Source organism: Schaedlerella arabinosiphila (assembly GCF_003885045.1).
Taxonomy (GTDB): Bacteria; Bacillota; Clostridia; order Lachnospirales; family Lachnospiraceae; genus Schaedlerella; species Schaedlerella arabinosiphila.
Genome location: NZ_RHJS01000002.1, coordinates 3,402,501 through 3,418,678 on the forward strand (window position 1 = coordinate 3,402,501; position 16,178 = coordinate 3,418,678).

Sequence of the window (16,178 nt, forward strand, 5' to 3'; positions counted from 1 at the left end):
ATCTTACACCACCTCAGTTTTTACCTCTGTACCATGCGGTACTGGGGTCTTATGCGGTATTAGCAATCATTTCTAATTGTTATCCCCCTGTGTAAGGCAGGTTGCCCACGCGTTACTCACCCGTCCGCCGCTAAGTCACCCTCTCTTCCCTCCGAAGAGTTCTAAAAAAGTGCTTCGCTCGACTTGCATGTGTTAAGCACGCCGCCAGCGTTCATCCTGAGCCAGGATCAAACTCTCGTTATAAGTTCTTTCCGTCAGGATCAACCTTTCTGGCTAATCCATCCTTTTTTACTGTCTCCCGCTTCCTCATGAAGCGGAGGTGCATCCTTCGATTTCTCTCTTGATGCTCGTTCTTTGAATTTCTCTCTTTAAGAAATTTTCAAGGATCGTTGTCTATTGTTTAATTATCAAGGTTCGTTGTTTGTTCTCTGCTTAGCAGCAGCTTTGCTATTATATCACACTCGCTATCCGCTTGTCAAGAACTTTTTTCATTTTTTTCGAAGTTTTTTTGAACTTCTTTTTTGTTTGCTTTCTCTCACGAGTCAGCTTACATATATTACCATATTCCTTTTTGCTTGTCAAGAGTGTTTTTTCATTTTTTTACATTTTTTTCAAACTCTCTTGTCTTGCATGTCTTACGCCTTATTTATCACAAGAATCACTTTCTTTTGACTTGTAAGGCGAACGGAGAAGGAGGGATTTGAACCCTCGCGCCGCTATCAACGACCTACTCCCTTTCCAGGGGAGCCCCTTCGGCCAGCTTGGGTACTTCTCCAAAATGTCCGCTATTTAATATACACGATTACCGACTGCTTGTCCAGTACTTTTTTCAATTTTTTTCATTTTTTTACCCTGCTGCTGCAAAATCTGACATGCAGGCTTTTTAATGAAAACGGACATAGAAACTGCCGCATGAACACACACAGCAGTCTGAGCGGAGAGGGTGGGATTCGAACCCACGCGCCCTTGCGGACAAACGGTTTTCAAGACCGCCTCGTTATGACCACTTCGATACCTCTCCATATGTCGTTATATCCCGCTCACGGTTGAGCAATATGTATTCTAACACAGAAGTCTTTTACCGTCAACCATTATTTTCATTTTTTTTCATCTTGACAATATCGAGTATCGATAATATACTGAAGTTATAAACATCGATACTCGATATTACATTCAAGCAGGAGCATCTTTATTGCATCCTGTGGAAATGTAAAGTACAGGGTAGTGTAAAGTATTATATAAAAAAATGATACGGGTATTGCCCGCATTTAAAATCTGCTTCGCAGATGGCGGACAAGCAGGCAAGCAATTTGCTTCGCAAATTGGTTATAAAGGAGGGATTATAATATGAAGAAACGAAAAGTCGGCATCGGTTTTAACTACAGAAACTGCGATGCATTCGCCCGGTATCTGCATGAGCAGTCGCTGCGCGGGCAGCATTTTAAGGAATTTAGGCTGGGGCTGGTATTTGAGATCGGGGAGCCTGACGATATCTATTATGCGGTGGAGGTATTTCCGAAGGGGAGCGAGATGGATACCCGGCCGGAGAAAAGTACGGAAGAATATGCCGAATACTGCGAAGCGGCCGGATGGAGACTGATCGACAGCCGCCGGAAGTTCTGTGTCTTTCGCCGGACAAAGGAGGACGCGGTTCCGATCGTGGAGCCTAAAGAACGGTTTGCAAATATCCGGAAGGCAGAATGGCTTCTCTGGCTGAACAGAGCAGTTCCCTTCTTTCTACTGACCTTTCTATACGGAGCACAACTGCTGACCGGAAACTTTGGCAAATTGATTTTCAGTAACGCGATGCTTCATATCCTTCTGTTTATGATGCTCTTCTTTATAGAATATCTATTGGACGGAATCTTCCTTCTGTACTGGTCGGTCACCAGAGGAAGGATGCTCAGAGCCGGCTATGTTCCGATATACGGCGGCGGAAAACACCGGGCTTTTATTGCTGCCCTGCCGTTTATATTATTCCTGGTTTCGGCGGCATTTCTTGCACTTTCCCGGGACGGCTCCTTCCTGCCCTATGTTCTGCCGTCGGCAGCCGCAACGGTGTTTGTTTTGCTCACTGTCCTATGGATCGCATACCGCAGGCCCTCCCGGAGTGATAATCTGACCTTTCAGATTCTGGCGGGACTGGGTTTTACCTTCCTCGCCTGCTTCGGTACCATCGTCATTGTATTGAGTATTGGAATCGATTCCCGTGACGAAGCCCGTTTCAAAAATGCGGAGGACTTTCCTCTGATCCAGGAAGACTACCGGCAGATGGACGGAGAGATCACCTGGACACTCGGAGAATATATGGAAAGCATACTGGGAAGCGCCGGACATTTTTTCGTAACCTATAGTATAGAAGAATCCGGGGAGCCGCACGCATCTGGTGAATCCAGTTCGGATAATCTCTGGTACACAATCTATCAGAGCCCCCATCCCTGGATCCTGGATAAACTGTGGGAGGAGGAAATACCGGAATCGGCGGGGCATCCCGAGGACCGCTCCAAAGCCTGGGACGCCCTATCCGCAGTAAGCCGGACACTGGAAAACGGTGTCTGCATAGAAATGGTACGCTATCCGGACAGACTGTTTGTGATCAATTCCGAGGGCAGGCTGAACGACCGCCAGATCCGTATAATCCGTGAAAAGCTGATGCATGAAACCTGACGTTCACTTTGTCCTGCTGTCTTTTACATGACGCTGCAGGACGCAGACGAAACCTTTTAGCTTTTCTGCATACGACAATATTCAGAGAATGGGGAAAAATCATGGCAAGAGAAGCATTTCAGACATTAACAGAGCCTATGTATTATATTCTTCTGGCATTGACCGAGGAATGCTGCGGCGTAGATATTATGAATAAAGTAGAAAAAATGTCCCGGGGCAGAATCCGGGTCGGCCCGGGCACCCTGTATGCCATGCTGGCCCGGTTTGAAAAAAATCAGTTCATCCGCCTGACCGCCGAGGACGGACGACGCAAATCTTATGTGATCACTGATACAGGCATTGAAATGCTGACCAAGGAATATGCGCGACTTCGAACTATGGTGGAGGACGGCGAACCTTTTATGAATGCACCTTCCAAAGAGAAGGAACCCGAATAAACCCGGGGTCGGAAAATGGATAGGGCCGTCGGGAAACAAGGTTTGCAATTTCCCGGCAGCCCCGCAGGTCTCGCGCCCGAATCTTATTGTTTTATAAAAAGGAACGGATACAATACAGCGCGTATATACCCAGCAGGATCATCCCCTGTACGCGCGAAGATTTTTTTCGGATCAGAATCGGCACCAGCAGAACAGCCATGACGGCAGTAGAAAGGGGCATGTCCACCAGAATCGTCTTGCGTTCCAGCGGGATTCCCTGTACTGCGGCCGGAATGCCGATCACCAGCAGGAGATTCAGGATATTCGCGCCGATTACATTTCCAAGGCCCACATTGCCGTAGCCCTTGATCAGCGATGCCAGGGAGGTCACCAGCTCCGGCAGGGAGGTTCCCAGCGCAATAAATGTAACCGCAATGACACGCTCCGGCACTCCCAGCGCCTGGGCGATGCGGATTCCGTTATCTACCAGCAGATTTGCCCCGGCGTAGAGCAGCACGGCGCAGACGGCAAGGATCAGAAGCTGCTTTGGAACGGACACCTCTTCTGCGCCTTCTTCCTCCCCGCGCTCTTCACTGGAAGAAAGCCGGACGCTCAGGCAGGCATACACGACAAATCCGATCAGCAGCAGAATGCCGAAGGGACGGCCGTAAGCGCCTTTTTGTCCGCCGTAAATCTCCATTATACCGATCACGAGAAAGAAAAAGAGGCTTCTCCATGCAAGAGCGTCCGCTCCCACCTGCCCTGCAGGACGGATGGTCTGGCTCAGTCCGGCGATCAGCGCGGTATTGCAGATCACGGAACCGAATGCATTTCCCGCCGCAATGGCTGCGGAACCGCCAAATGACGCGGTTGTGGACACCAGGATCTCCGGCAGCGTGGTGCCCAGGCTTACAATGGTGGCCCCTACCACGATCTGAGGAATCGCCATCTTTCTCGCAATGGCCACCGCTGCGTCTACCAGGCGGTCACCCGCAATGCAGATCAAAGCCAGACCTGCCACGAATAATACTACTGTAGAAATCATCTCATTCCCCCCTGCCTCAGCTTATTTTACGATTCCTACCAGGTCGCGGATATGCTCTGCCCGGTGCTGCCTCATATACGCTTCGATTCCCTCCGCCACCTGAACGGCTGCCATGGGATTGTAAAAGCTGGCTGTCCCGACAGACACCGCCGATGCTCCCGCCAGGATAAACTCCAGCGCGTCCTCCGCGCAGGTGATTCCGCCCATCCCGATGATGGGAACTTTTACGGCATTGGCCGCTTCATATACCATGCGCACCGCAATGGGACGGATGGCAGGGCCTGACACGCCTCCGGTCTTATTTGCCACCGCAAATGTCTGCCTGTGAATGTCGATCTTCATCCCGGTCAGAGTGTTGATCAGAGAGATCACATCTGCCCCTCCGGCTTCCACGGCTTTTGCCATCTCCGCAATGCTTGTCACATTGGGGCTCAGTTTCATGATGACCGGCTGTTTCGCATGTTTCTTCACTTCTCTCGTAATATGCTCCGCAGACCTTGGATCCTGGCCGAAGGCAATGCCGCCCTCTTTGACATTTGGGCAGGAAATGTTGATCTCCAGCAGGTCCGCCGGCTCATCTGCCAGGCGTTCCACCACCTCCAGATAATCCTCGGTGGTCTTTCCGCAGACATTGACAATGATCTTTGTGTCATATTTTTTCAAAAAAGGAATGTCCCGCCTGCAAAACACATCAATCCCCGGATTCTGCAGACCGATGGCGTTCATCATCCCGCCGTAAGTCTCCGCAATGCGGGGGACGGGATTGCCGGGCCAGGGTACGTTTGCCACGCCCTTTGTGACAACGGCCCCCAGGCGGTTCAAATCCACAAACTCACTGTATTCCTCCCCGGAGCCAAAGGTGCCCGAAGCGGTCATGACCGGATTTTTCAGTTTTACTCCGGCCAGGTCAACGGTTGTATCGCATACCGCGCTGTTCTTCATATCTCCACCTCCGTGCTTAAGAATACCGGCCCGTCCTTGCAGACCCGTTTATTATGTACCTGGCTGTGCGCGTCAATCTCCGGCGTCCGGCAGACGCAGGCAAGGCATGCCCCGACTCCGCAGGCCATCCGCTCCTCCATAGATACATAGCATGGAATGTGTTTTTCTTCCGCATAGCTTTTCACGGCACGCAGCATGGGCGCCGGCCCGCAAGCGTAAATCACCTCCGGTGACAGACCCTTCTGCGCAATGGCATCCATGACATTTCCCGGAGTACCGGCGCTGCCGTCCTCTGTCGCAATATACAGTGTCCCGTTCTTTTCAAATTCTTCTGTCAGAAACAGCTCGTCCCGGTAACCCATCACAAGCTGTTTCTCGGCATACAGCTGCTTTGACAGTTCCAGCATGGGAGGCACGCCGATTCCGCCGCCGATCAGGCAGACCTTTTTGCCGGTCCCGGGCTCCATCGGAAATCCATTTCCCAAAGGTCCAAGGATCTGGATAGATTCCCCCGGCCGCAGACGGGAAAACTGCTCCGTCCCCGTCCCTTTTCCGGTCACTCGATACACCACCCGAAGCCTTTTTTTCTCCCTGTCGATCTCGCACAGGCTGATGGGCCTGGGCAGAAGCTTGCTTTGATCCTCCGTATACATAGAGATAAACTGCCCCGGCACCGCAAAATCGCTGATCTCCTCCGTCTGAATCCACATGCTGTAAATATTCTCCGCGATCTGCTCCTGAGATACGACCGCCGCCTTTTCCTTTCGCTTACAAGACATGGTTTTTCTCCTTTTTCTGATCTGAAAATCCCGGATATATACCCAAGGGCATCCCATCATGGCCATTCGGCCGTTTCATAAGGGTATCGTTCCCGGACAGCATGTCACTGGCCGCCCGGGCGTTTCCGGTGTTTCTTTCGTTCCTCCGCGTTGTTACTTCTGATCCAGAGCGCTTCGGATGTCATTCCGCATGGCCTCCACCGCCGCGCGGGATGCCTCGCCGAAATGTTCCGCGCCGAACCGGGCGTATGCCTCCTGCTTGTATGCAGCAATGATCCCCCGGGATGAATTGACGATGGCGCCCAGACCGTCCTCATTAAAGAAATGCGCCAGATCCTTGCCCTGGCCGCCCTGGGCTCCGTAGCCCGGCACCAGGATGTACGCCTTCGGCATCACCTTGCGCATCACCTTGCCGATCTCCGGATAGGTCGCGCCCACTACCGCGCCCACATAGCTGTAGTCCTCGCCCATGCACTGCGCGCCCCACTCGGCTACCTTTTCTCCCACATACTCATACAGCGGCCGCTCCAGTATCAGCCGATCCTGAAATTCCCCACTGGACGGGTTGGAGGTCTTTACAAGGACAAAGATCCCCTTCTTTTCCTCCTGGCAGACCTTGATGAAGGGATTGACCCCGTCGGAGCCCAGATAGGGATTGACCGTGGCAAAATCTTCGTCAAAGGGGACGTATTCTTTGCTTCCCACCCGGATTTTGCCCAGATGCCCGATGGCGTACGCCGCAGAGGTGGAACCGATGTCCCCCCGCTTGATATCGCCGATGACCACCAGATCCTTTGACTTGCAGTAGTCTACGGTTTTCTTGAACGCAGCAAGGCCGGGCACGCCGAACTGCTCGTACATGGCAATCTGGGGCTTCACCGCCGGAACCAGGTCGCATACATGATCCACGATCTCTTTATTGAACTGCCAGATGGCCTCTGCCGCGCCCTCCAGCGTCTCTCCAAATTCCGCAAATGCCTTCTGCTGCACGTGGTCCGGCACATATGCCAGCATGGGATCCAGCCCCACTACGATCGGCGCCCCTGTTTTTCTGATCTTTTCTACCAGTTTGTTGATCATTGTTCTTTTCCTCCATAATCATTGATGTATATTAAATGTGCAAATTTTTTCCCATCTCTTCTTTAAATTCTCTCCCTTTAAAGAGCACCAGCCCGGCGACAAACAGCAGACAGGAAACCGCCCCTAAGAGGCTGGGCAGCCTCCATGTGACCGTGCCGGTGAGAACCAGGATCAAAGGGAGCAAAAAGCCGTACACTGCTGCCATGACAAGATAAATCATGCATTCCCGGAGAGGATACTTCTGTATATAGGAAATGACCATCATGGAGCACAGCACTCCGATGCTGAGCCCGGGCAGCACAAAATCCACCGACCAGCCGTGCCATCCCGTCAATAAATCCCAGACGATGCAACCCACTGTCACCAGCACAAGCTGCCACATGGTATTTTTGAGCAGGTTGTGCCGTTTGAAAAATCCTATGGTGGACGCGATCCACATGCTGGCGATCCCCCCTGCCGTAAACAATGTCCACGGCACCTTCGGACGGTGGTTCCAGTGGAGGGAGAACATCAAAAGAACCGCCGCCAGACACAGCAGGCAAAATCCCTTATAGACCTTCATCTCCAGCTCTCCCGGCACATCCGGCTCGGGAAAATCCGGCTCTACAATTTCGGAATGAATGCCCTGCTCCCGGAGTATCCGGTAAAAATTGCGCTGGATATTTTCCGTTTCAAACCTGGATGTGAATCCCAGGGACAGCTTGTCCCCGAAGGAGCAGATGCACAGCTCCAGCTTGGGGGTGCTGGTATAGATGCCGAAGCGGTCGATGTAGCCTGCATAGGCATCCGGCATGGACACGGCGCTCATATTGGAAAATACAGCCGTTACATTTTTTTCCGCGATCTTTGCCCCGGCCTGGATGCAGAGATTCTTCAGCTCCAAAGGCGCCAGGCGCAGGATCGGGTTCATCTCCAGGGCAAGCAGCTCGCTCATGTGGGTCTCCATCTTCTCCTTCGTCAGCTCCTGCTGAAACTGCTGCCGAACCTGATCCAGCACCGCTTCAAAGGAGCCGTCCCAGTTCCGGAAATCATACCCCGGCTCGATCCAGCCGAAAAAGTTGAGCATGGAATCGGAGGGGAAAAATTTCCGCAGGTTCACCGGGACCATCAGCACCACCGGCCACTTCTCCTGCTGCCGCGTCATTTCTTCATGGATGGCGCAGAGCAGCGCCGCAGTCAAAAATACGGTCATAGACACCCCCTGCCTGCGGGAATGCTCCAGCACTTCCTTGACAGAGAGAACCCGCTCGTGCACCCGGAGCCGGCCGTTTTCCTTCTGCGTTTTTTTCAACTGGTAGGCACGGCCTTTGCGCTTCTTCGGCCTGCGCGCCTCCTCGGAATAATATTTGACAAAGCTGTCATTCTCCTGATCCTGGACGGTCATATCCTCCGGGTGCAGGGATACGTCCTCCAGACCCTCGTCCCTGTGCGCCAGGTACAGGTAATCCTTTACCAGCTCTTTGAGAAACTCGGTTGCGCCTGTGCCGTCTGTCAGGACATGGAACACTTCAAAATTGATTCTCTTCTTATAATAAGTCACCTCGAACAGCAGGGACTTTTTGTCCCGCACATAGATCCGGCTGCAGGGTTCTTTGTATTCTTCTCTCACGACCGGGCGGAGGTTGCTTTTTTCCAGGTAATGCCAGAACAGCCCCTTGCGGAGCACCGACCGAAACAGTGGATAGGTGTCCAGGGCACGTTCCAGCGCCGCTTCCAGCAGACTGGGACGCACATCCTCCTTCAGTTCACAGTAAAATCGGAATACCCGGGTATTCTGCTTATTGCTTGCCGCCGAAAAGAGCTTTGCCGCGTTGTCCAGACGCCGCCAGTGTCCCCACTTCTGCTTCACGGTCATTCCCTCCTAAAAACTCGTTTATATATCGGAAGCTCTCCCGCACATGCAGGTGCTTGATCCCCAGAGCGAAAAATCCATGCAGCGCGCCTTCGATCCGCTTCACCTGCACATGGTTTCCCGCTTCTGAAAGCCTTTTTCCGTAGGCTTCCCCTTCGTCCCGAAGGGGGTCATATTCCGCCGTCAGAATCAGCGTGTCCGGCTGGTCATGCAGATCCTCCGCCAGGTAGGGCGCTAAGTAGGGATTCTGCCTGTCTTCCTCGCTTCCGGCATAGAGATCCAGATAATCCCGCATCTTCCCCGCGGTCAAGAGATAATCTGTTCCGTTCTCCCGAACCGATGGAAAGGGGGAGTGCTCTGAATAATCGTTGTAGGTGGCCGGATAGACCAGAATCTGCCGTCTGGGCAGAAATTCTCCCCGGTCTCTTGCCATCAGCGACAATGCCGCCGCCAGATTGCCGCCTGCGCTGTCCCCGATCAGGGTGATATCCTCCGGCTCCACATTCAGGAGGAACTGCCGGGAAAATATCGCTTTTGCAGCCGCGTAGCAATCTTCCAGACCGGCCGGGAACTTGTGCTCCGGCGCCAGACGGTATTCCACCGACACTACGAAGTGATTGGTGGCATTGGCCATACGGGCGCAGATCCGCTCATAGTTGTCAATGCTCTCCGTCACCCAGCCGCCGCTGTGCAGAAAAAGCAGGATCTTTTCAGGATCGGACTGATTTTTCTCATATGCACGTTCGTTGGGGAAGAAAATCCGCACCGGAACCTGGTGGGAACCGTTGTAGATCTTCTGGTCAATGGTCCGGTAGAATATCTTCATAGGATCCAGTTTTTTCAAATCTGCCAGATGGCGGGAGGCTTCCACCTCGATCCCGTCAAAGGACAGCGCTTTTAATATTTTTTTTGCCGCGTTATTGATCACGTTATATAAGTCCCTCCATACGGTTTGTACTATACGCATACTCCGCCTGAAAATCAAGGCGGTGCGCAGGAAATTTTTTAATTACTGAAACGGCAGTACGTCAAAGTCCTCGTCTTCAGAATCTTCGTCTTCAAAGTCTTCATCGTCAAAGTCTTCGTCAAAAAAATCGCCGAACCCGTCGCCAAACGGCAGTTCTTCAAATTCTTCCATCAATTCCCGCTCTATTTCATCATCGTACTTTTCCAGTGTTTTTTTCATCTGCTCCGCGGTCTTTTCATCTCCCTTTGCCTCGTACAGGCGCACCGCGGCCCTGTAGACAAGTTCGGTATCGTCCGTGCATTTGTCCCCTTTGGAAACGTATTTTTCTACGATCTGCTCTGCTCCCGCGTAGTCTTCCGCGTTGATCCTGGCGTAGATCAGGGCAGCGGCCGAAAGCTGTGATTCCGGTTCGTCCTGATACCATTTTTCGCAGAGCGCGACAGCCTCGTCCAATCTGCCCATGGCGGACAGGGCGGATGATTTTTCAAACATAAAATCCGCCGGAGACTGCTCCTTCCAGGCAAACAGCCCGATGATTGTATCACATACCTGGCAGCGCTTTTCATGGAGACCGCCGGCTCCGAGTTCATCCAGATAATCCAGCAGCCAGTCTTCCACACCGTATTCAAAATCTGTTGTCTCGTCTACCTGGTAAAATTCTTTTCCGAAATCAGGGTTCTTATCCCGCTCCCCCTTGATGGCGCCCACCAGAGTATCGAATGCCTGGTTCCAAACGGTCCGATCCGGGTTATTGCTGATCATGTGGGTATAACAGTCTACGGATAAACGTTGAAAATCTTTCCAGAGCTTATTCATGTTATATCTCCCTTCATATCCTTTTCTTTTTCATCTTGGCTGTTCTGCTGTGAAGAGCCGCCGCTCCGCTGCGTGAACAGCAATTGCCTTCTCCATTATAACAGAAGTCGGATTAGAATCCTATCACAAGTTGAAAAAACTGTCACCGGATTTACCGATTGCGGATAAAAATCGCCGGATTGCAGACATTTGTAAAAAAGCAGGGAAAAATATGATATACTCTATATAGAGGTTTATTATGTTATCGTAAACGAACAGCACAAAGGAGGACGTGGGGATAAAAAAAATGCATTTTATTATCATATTGTCTGCAATCTTGATGTGTGCCGGCTGCCGCACTGCATCTCAGAAGGGAGGCATCGAGAAGGCTGTATCCGACTTTTTTGAAGGAGACTATGAGTACCGCCAAACAGATGTATATTTTCATAGAGATACGGAGCTTTCTTCAACAGTTGTAGAGGGAAAGATCATACAGTCTCCCTATAAAGAGTACAGAAAACTTGTAGAATCATCAGAACAATCTCTTTGGGATGAAATGTATCTCATCGGAAACGGAAAAGTCGTTGATGTAAAAATGAATTTAAACAATGAGTGGCAAGAAACAAAAATGAACAGGGAATATCCCTATGGTTATGACGAAAATCTGCAGTTTGTATTAGACAGAGAAGAAGTTTCGGATCATCGTAAGATAGAAGTGTATACCGCAGAATATACGGTAGATGTTTCTAAAAATTTCCGTTTGAAGGAGGATCTGAAAGCAACCGTAAAACAAGAATATTTTTGGGAAAAGGATTCTAATACACTGATACAGGTTGAGACGGATTTGACAGATTTAAACCAAAAATTATTTATTGCGAATCTCATTTCAGCAAATGGCGTTTCATTGAATGACGCACAGAGCCGTATAGAAGATGAGACAGGCTTATCCGAAATTGTAAAGTTGGAAATATGGAAAAGCAATGGTGAAATATTAATTGAAATTCCCTGATTGTATACCAAGGGGGGGGCTGTTATTCAGCCTCCCCCGCCTTTCTTATTCGTTCACGAGCTGTTTCACGGATACCCTGTGAATGGCTTTCACGACCGCGCATGTACCCAGGGCCATACAAAGCGGCAGCAAAACAGAGCTTACCAGCATTCCCGCCGCCGAATTTGAAAATGGAAATTTTACCAGCCCCATTCCTTTTGCAAAGGGCGTCAAAAGATCCGGTACGAGAAGCGTACCTGCCGCAAGCCCCAGGCAGCTTCCCAGGAGCGCGGCCAGGCAATTGCGCCACAGATAGATCTTTAAGATCTGCCAGGAGGTCATTCCGACGGCTTTTAATAATCCGATCAGTTTCTGCTCCCGCCTGATCAGTAAAAATGTAAGGTTTATCGTAATCAGAACCGAGGTTATAAGCAATACAGCCAAAATTGTTCCCACCGCAGGCGCCAGCACGCCCGTGATATGCTCTCCGTTGGACTTGGAGGCGATAAAGGAAAATTTCCCCTCATATCGTTCGGTCAGCTCCCTGGCATAGTTCCATTTATCGCAGCCTTTTGAGAGGACAAGCATATAATCTCCGCTGCCGCCGTCTGCTTCCACCGCCTGATCCAGGTCGTCTGTGACCATTCGTATGACATTTCCATAATTGGAAAGTGTCCGGAAAATACCTGTGATCTCAAATTGTTTCTTTTCCCCGTTCACGTACAGCTCCATTTTTTCTCCGGCTTCCAGCCCGTATTGACGGGCCAGCGTCACGCCCACGCTGATCTCGCCCTCCTTCTGCGGCCGCCTGCCGTAGAGGGATTTATCTTCTATTTTCTCATTCCAGGGCAGTTCGTAAAGCTCGGTTACAATACTTTGCCAGGTGTCCTGATGATCCGGCTTATACTTGGAATAGATTTTATTGACCCCGTAGGTATATTCCACCTCCGGCTCTTTTTCCAGCTCCTCTGTGACCGTGCTTACCGGTGTGCCGTCCAGGGACGTCACATAGATATCCGTTTTTAAAATCCCCCAGGCTTCCGGCTCCCGGTCTATATTTTTGACGGCGTTCAGGCAGCCGAAGCAGACAACGGACAGGCAGCCAAGTATCAGGGATACCGATGCGATATATACATAGCCGGCTTTTTTATTGAGCATTCCCCTGACTGCATAATACAGTTCAAAGGAGCACCGGCCATTGTAAGACCAATTTCTCTGTCTTTTCCGGGCCCGTTCCCTGGTCTGCCATGTACCGCTTCGGATCGCATGGGAGGCGTTTAATGTTCGAATCCGGAACACGGCGCAGAGGCAGACCAGCAGAACCGCCGCAGAGACTCCCGCAAATACGCCCGCCTGACAGGCGCCTGTATTGATCGTAAAATCCGTGTAGATTCCGGTATTTCCGAGAATCTGATTCAAAATCCCATGGTTCAGCCAGCCGCCCATAAGGCTGCCCAATCCGGCGCCTGCAAATCCTGCCGCACCGTAGCTGACCAGGTATATGCCGATGATCTGCATCCCGGTCATTCCCAAAGACTGGTAGATCCCTGCCGTCCTGACATCCTCATCCATATCGCTTTTGACCAGAAACAGTGTCAAAACGATGACGACAGCCGCCAGGATCACGCTGACAAGGCACAGTAAATTCCCCAGCATCTGCCAGGCGGAGGTATATCCGCTTTTGATTTTATCATATGTATAAAGCGTATCGCCTAAGGGCACATTGAAATGCGCTTCCGTGTCCCGGATAAACTTCTGCTCTGCCTGCCGGCTGTATTCCTCAAACCGGATTTCCAGATAGCTGATCAGGCGGTTTTCCGAGAGTGGAAAGTCCGAAAGCCTGCCGTATCCGCACCACATCCGGTACACATTTGTATTGCTGCTTCCGAATACCGGGTCCGCGACAATCCTGACCACCTTCACATTTACAGACTGATCCGCCAACTGCAGCGATACCTCATCCCCCACCCTCAGATTCAGAATGTTCGCGATCTTTGGGGTGATCCAGATCTCTCCCTTTTGGGGCATCTCAATCCCGGCTTCGTCCATGATCTTAGGGGAAAGCATCTCCCTGCCCAGGGTTTCGGGAAGCTCCAGCAGGATGCCGTTGCTGAGCTTGACACCGTCTTTTTCTATATATTCAATGGTTTTTGTCTGTTCTGTGATCTGGTATTCCATCTTTTCCGCAGAATCCTCCAGATACTGCCTGACACTGTCGGCGTTTACCATCCCGCGGCTCCACAGGCAGCACATCTGCGGCCCTTCCATCCCCTCATATGCCCTGTCAAATACTGTATTCAGCTCTTTTAACAGTATAAATGCATTTACAAATAATGCCGCGGTGAGCATGATGCAGATTCCCAGCAGCAGGCTCGGAACCTTTTTTCTTCTCAATTTTGCCAGACCGCATATAAAAATTGTCTTCAAGATTACCACCCTTTCTTCTGCAGGAAACGTATCAGTTTCTCTTCTCTGTCCCCTGATTCTGTAACTTTAAGCTCTCCCTCTATGCGTCCGTCTTCAATATACAGCACCCGTTTTCCTCTGACGGCTACCTGAATGTCATGGGTGACCACGATGATGGTCTGTCCGTTTTTGTTCAGTTCTTCCAGCAGATCCATCACAATCTCCGTCTGCGCCGAATTGAGGCTTCCTGTCGGTTCGTCGCAGAGCAAAATCGGCGGCCGGTTCGCAATGGAACGCAGGATTGCCGCCCGCTGCTGCTGTCCGCCCGACAACTGGGAAGGATATTTTCCGATATGGTCTTTCAGGCCGAACTGTGCGCACAGCTTTAAAATGGTATTCCTTCTGGAGTCTTTATCTTTCCTGCGCCGATCCAGCATCAGCGGCAGCATCATATTTTCATATACCGTAAGATCCGGGATCAGGCATTGCTGCTGAAACACGATCCCGATGTTGGCCCGCCGGAACATGGTTTTTTCTTTTTCATTCATACGGCTGAAATCCACAGAGTTCTCTCCTATGGGCTTTGTACTTTGCATATCCCTGTAGCGGATCGTGCCCCCGCTGCTGGTATCAATACCGGATATGAGGTGGAGTATGCTTGTTTTTCCCGAACCGGAAGCCCCCATAAGTATTACAAATTCCCCTTCTTCCACTTCCAGATTTACATGATCCACTGCTTTGCTCTCCGCCGTTCCCTCGGCGTATGTTTTTGTCAGGTCTCTGACTTCTAGTAATGTTCCCATTCTGTTTTCTGTCCTCCTTTGATTTCTTAACAGTTCCTTACATCAATCCTTACGGATTGTTTTCAGCAGCACATATTTGATTCGAAACAGCAAAATGACATAAACGGTTTCTTCCACCGCCGCATATACGAATGACAACGTGATCTGCGCAAGGGCAGGGGCGATCACTAAGCTTAACTCATCGGTATAGTTCAGAAGCGAAAATATCCCGATGGATGAGGTAAGACACCCAAGCGTCAGTGTCAGGGCGCCTGCATACTTTACGGCCTGCATCGACAATTTGATTTCGTTTTCTGACTGCGCCTTTCCCGTGACGCATATCTTCCACGCGCTGAAATATTCATGTATCCAGCCGAAGGTCGATAAGAGCAGAAATTTGATTCCTGACAGGTAGAACAAAGTCGGCATGTCAAAAATATCGGTGAGGCTCCCCATACGCAGAGAGGAACCAACCAGGTCAAAGAGTGCAAGGGCTATACATGCAATGCCGATGAGCATACCGATTCCCCCGCTCTTTCTTTTTTTGTCCATCTCGTTGATTTCTCCCACCAGGTTTACAAGATTGTCTTCTGATTTTTTGAGATATTCTTCGGAAGAAAATTCTTCGGAGGAATATTCTTCACCCGCAAGCAGTTCGTTTACATCGATCTGCAGCGCCTCGCTGAGTTTCAGAAGTATCGACGCGTCCGGCATGCGGTTTCCGGTTTCCCACTTCGAGATGGTTTTATCCGTGACGTCGATCTGCTCCGCCAACTGCTTCTGGGAGAGTCCCTGCTTCTTTCTCCTGTATGCGATAAACTTTCCTATTTTGATCTGATCCATAATCTTCGCCCCCTGATTCGGTAAATATCTGATTGACTGACGGGCCTGCCGTCTCATGAACTAGTTGTACACTCGCTGCGCAGCATCGTGCAAACGGCAATGCCTGACACACTCATAGTATGTAGCATGCGGCTTCTCAGTTCAACCCCCAAATAGGAGAATCGCTCTCCGATATGGAGATTATGCCTAATTGTGCGCTGCATTTGACTGATCAGGTCATGCATGATATGATTACTTTTAACAAAACTTCCAAAAAACAGATTGATTTCCGCACGTCTGGCAACTCCCAAAGAAAGGAGCGTATATTATAGTAACGTATGAATTGAAAAAAGACGCAAAATTAACTGACAGTGAACGAGAGGCTTTAAAAAAAGCGAAAAGCATGCCTGTCATTTATGATGATGACTCTCCGGAAATGACGCCAGAAATGGAACAGGCTTTTATTGCAGCACGCAAGAAAAAGCCTTTTAGCAAAGAGCCTCTTACACTTTACGTATCTAGAACAACCATTGAAAAGGCAAAATCATTAGTTGGAGATTATATTGCAATTTTAGGCCATTTACTTGATCAAGCTGTCACAGAATATAAAGCCATGTAAAGATACGGCTCATAGAAG

14 protein-coding genes, 2 tRNA genes and 1 rRNA gene (1 of these 17 only partly in view) are annotated in these 16,178 nt (G+C 50.4%); 4 read left to right on the forward strand and 13 right to left on the reverse strand.

Going from position 1 to position 16,178, the window contains the following annotated elements; genetic code table 11:
• The 3 genes from EBB54_RS16310 to EBB54_RS16320 form a co-directional block, all read right to left on the reverse strand.
• Positions 1-243 (reverse strand): 16S ribosomal RNA (locus tag EBB54_RS16310) (it extends 1,290 nt beyond the left edge of the window).
• Positions 244-685: 442 nt separating this feature from the next.
• Positions 686-775 (reverse strand) — tRNA-Ser (locus tag EBB54_RS16315).
• A gap of 160 nt (positions 776-935) precedes the next feature.
• A tRNA-Ser gene (locus tag EBB54_RS16320) sits at positions 936-1,021 on the reverse strand.
• Positions 1,022-1,347: 326 nt separating this feature from the next.
• Here EBB54_RS16320 and EBB54_RS16325 point away from each other — a divergent pair.
• Both EBB54_RS16325 and EBB54_RS16330 read left to right on the forward strand, forming a co-directional pair.
• A complete protein-coding gene (locus EBB54_RS16325) occupies positions 1,348-2,667 on the forward strand; it encodes a DUF2812 domain-containing protein (protein WP_125128219.1) in 1,320 nt (439 codons plus the stop codon).
• A 101-nt stretch (positions 2,668-2,768) separates the two neighbouring features.
• On the forward strand, positions 2,769-3,104 hold the full coding sequence (locus tag EBB54_RS16330) for a PadR family transcriptional regulator (RefSeq protein ID WP_125128220.1): 336 nt from the start codon (positions 2,769-2,771) through the stop codon (positions 3,102-3,104).
• Between the two features lie 91 nt (positions 3,105-3,195).
• Here the strand turns inward: EBB54_RS16330 and EBB54_RS16335 are convergent, their stop codons facing one another.
• The 7 genes from EBB54_RS16335 to EBB54_RS16365 form a co-directional block, all read right to left on the reverse strand.
• A complete protein-coding gene (locus tag EBB54_RS16335) occupies positions 3,196-4,128 on the reverse strand; it encodes a calcium/sodium antiporter (RefSeq protein WP_125128221.1) in 933 nt (310 codons plus the stop codon).
• A gap of 21 nt (positions 4,129-4,149) precedes the next feature.
• Positions 4,150-5,070 carry a dihydroorotate dehydrogenase gene (locus tag EBB54_RS16340; RefSeq protein WP_125128222.1) on the reverse strand — a complete coding sequence of 307 codons (921 nt, stop codon included), beginning with the start codon at positions 5,068-5,070 and terminating at the stop codon, positions 4,150-4,152.
• On the reverse strand, positions 5,067-5,849 hold the full coding sequence (locus tag EBB54_RS16345; RefSeq protein ID WP_125128223.1) for a dihydroorotate dehydrogenase electron transfer subunit: 783 nt from the start codon (positions 5,847-5,849) through the stop codon (positions 5,067-5,069). Before EBB54_RS16345 ends, EBB54_RS16340 begins: the two co-directional genes overlap by 4 nt.
• Before the next feature lie 153 nt (positions 5,850-6,002).
• Positions 6,003-6,929, reverse strand: coding sequence for an orotidine-5'-phosphate decarboxylase (gene pyrF / locus EBB54_RS16350; RefSeq protein ID WP_125128224.1), 927 nt, complete (start codon positions 6,927-6,929; stop codon positions 6,003-6,005).
• A gap of 31 nt (positions 6,930-6,960) precedes the next feature.
• Positions 6,961-8,778: a DUF6320 domain-containing protein gene (locus EBB54_RS16355; protein WP_243127696.1), complete on the reverse strand. Its 1,818-nt coding sequence runs from the start codon at positions 8,776-8,778 to the stop codon at positions 6,961-6,963.
• Positions 8,708-9,748 carry an alpha/beta hydrolase gene (locus EBB54_RS16360; RefSeq protein WP_125128226.1) on the reverse strand — a complete coding sequence of 347 codons (1,041 nt, stop codon included), beginning with the start codon at positions 9,746-9,748 and terminating at the stop codon, positions 8,708-8,710. The genes EBB54_RS16355 and EBB54_RS16360 overlap by 71 nt, the downstream gene beginning before the upstream one ends.
• Before the next feature lie 42 nt (positions 9,749-9,790).
• Positions 9,791-10,564: a tetratricopeptide repeat protein gene (locus tag EBB54_RS16365; RefSeq protein WP_125128227.1), complete on the reverse strand. Its 774-nt coding sequence runs from the start codon at positions 10,562-10,564 to the stop codon at positions 9,791-9,793.
• Between the two features lie 271 nt (positions 10,565-10,835).
• Between EBB54_RS16365 and EBB54_RS16370 the strand changes: the two genes are divergently transcribed.
• Positions 10,836-11,552 carry a hypothetical protein gene (locus EBB54_RS16370; protein ID WP_125128228.1) on the forward strand — a complete coding sequence of 239 codons (717 nt, stop codon included), beginning with the start codon at positions 10,836-10,838 and terminating at the stop codon, positions 11,550-11,552.
• 45 nt (positions 11,553-11,597) lie between these two features.
• On the opposite strand, the gene EBB54_RS16375 is transcribed toward EBB54_RS16370, so the two are convergent.
• The 3 genes from EBB54_RS16375 to EBB54_RS16385 are packed head-to-tail and all read right to left on the reverse strand — an operon-like array spanning position 11,598 to position 15,562.
• Positions 11,598-13,967, reverse strand: a complete 2,370-nt coding sequence (locus EBB54_RS16375) for an ABC transporter permease (protein WP_243127697.1) — start codon at positions 13,965-13,967, stop codon at positions 11,598-11,600.
• Positions 13,961-14,740, reverse strand: coding sequence for an ABC transporter ATP-binding protein (locus EBB54_RS16380; RefSeq protein WP_125128230.1), 780 nt, complete (start codon positions 14,738-14,740; stop codon positions 13,961-13,963). Before EBB54_RS16380 ends, EBB54_RS16375 begins: the two co-directional genes overlap by 7 nt.
• Before the next feature lie 42 nt (positions 14,741-14,782).
• On the reverse strand, positions 14,783-15,562 hold the full coding sequence (locus tag EBB54_RS16385) for a helix-turn-helix domain-containing protein (RefSeq protein WP_125128231.1): 780 nt from the start codon (positions 15,560-15,562) through the stop codon (positions 14,783-14,785).
• Positions 15,563-15,884: 322 nt separating this feature from the next.
• Here EBB54_RS16385 and EBB54_RS16395 point away from each other — a divergent pair, with 322 nt between their 5' ends.
• The gene (locus tag EBB54_RS16395; RefSeq protein WP_125128232.1) at positions 15,885-16,160 is read left to right on the forward strand and encodes a hypothetical protein; all 276 of its coding nucleotides are present in this window, start codon (positions 15,885-15,887) and stop codon (positions 16,158-16,160) included.
• The last annotated feature ends 18 nt before the right edge of the window (positions 16,161-16,178 follow it).

What these genes read in the sequence shown, in the direction of transcription:
- EBB54_RS16380 (WP_125128230.1), bottom strand. Translation starts at nt 14,740, where the DNA reads ATGGGAACATTACTAGAAGTCAGAGACCTGACAAAAACATACGCCGAG.
- EBB54_RS16345 (WP_125128223.1), bottom strand. Translation starts at nt 5,849, where the DNA reads ATGTCTTGTAAGCGAAAGGAAAAGGCGGCGGTCGTATCTCAGGAGCAG.
- EBB54_RS16360 (WP_125128226.1), bottom strand. Translation starts at nt 9,748, where the DNA reads ATGCGTATAGTACAAACCGTATGGAGGGACTTATATAACGTGATCAAT.
- EBB54_RS16365 (WP_125128227.1), bottom strand. Translation starts at nt 10,564, where the DNA reads ATGAATAAGCTCTGGAAAGATTTTCAACGTTTATCCGTAGACTGTTAT.
- EBB54_RS16335 (WP_125128221.1), bottom strand. Translation starts at nt 4,128, where the DNA reads ATGATTTCTACAGTAGTATTATTCGTGGCAGGTCTGGCTTTGATCTGC.
- EBB54_RS16330 (WP_125128220.1), top strand. Translation starts at nt 2,769, where the DNA reads ATGGCAAGAGAAGCATTTCAGACATTAACAGAGCCTATGTATTATATT.
- EBB54_RS16385 (WP_125128231.1), bottom strand. Translation starts at nt 15,562, where the DNA reads ATGGATCAGATCAAAATAGGAAAGTTTATCGCATACAGGAGAAAGAAG.
- pyrF (WP_125128224.1), bottom strand. Translation starts at nt 6,929, where the DNA reads ATGATCAACAAACTGGTAGAAAAGATCAGAAAAACAGGGGCGCCGATC.
- EBB54_RS16340 (WP_125128222.1), bottom strand. Translation starts at nt 5,070, where the DNA reads ATGAAGAACAGCGCGGTATGCGATACAACCGTTGACCTGGCCGGAGTA.
- EBB54_RS16325 (WP_125128219.1), top strand. Translation starts at nt 1,348, where the DNA reads ATGAAGAAACGAAAAGTCGGCATCGGTTTTAACTACAGAAACTGCGAT.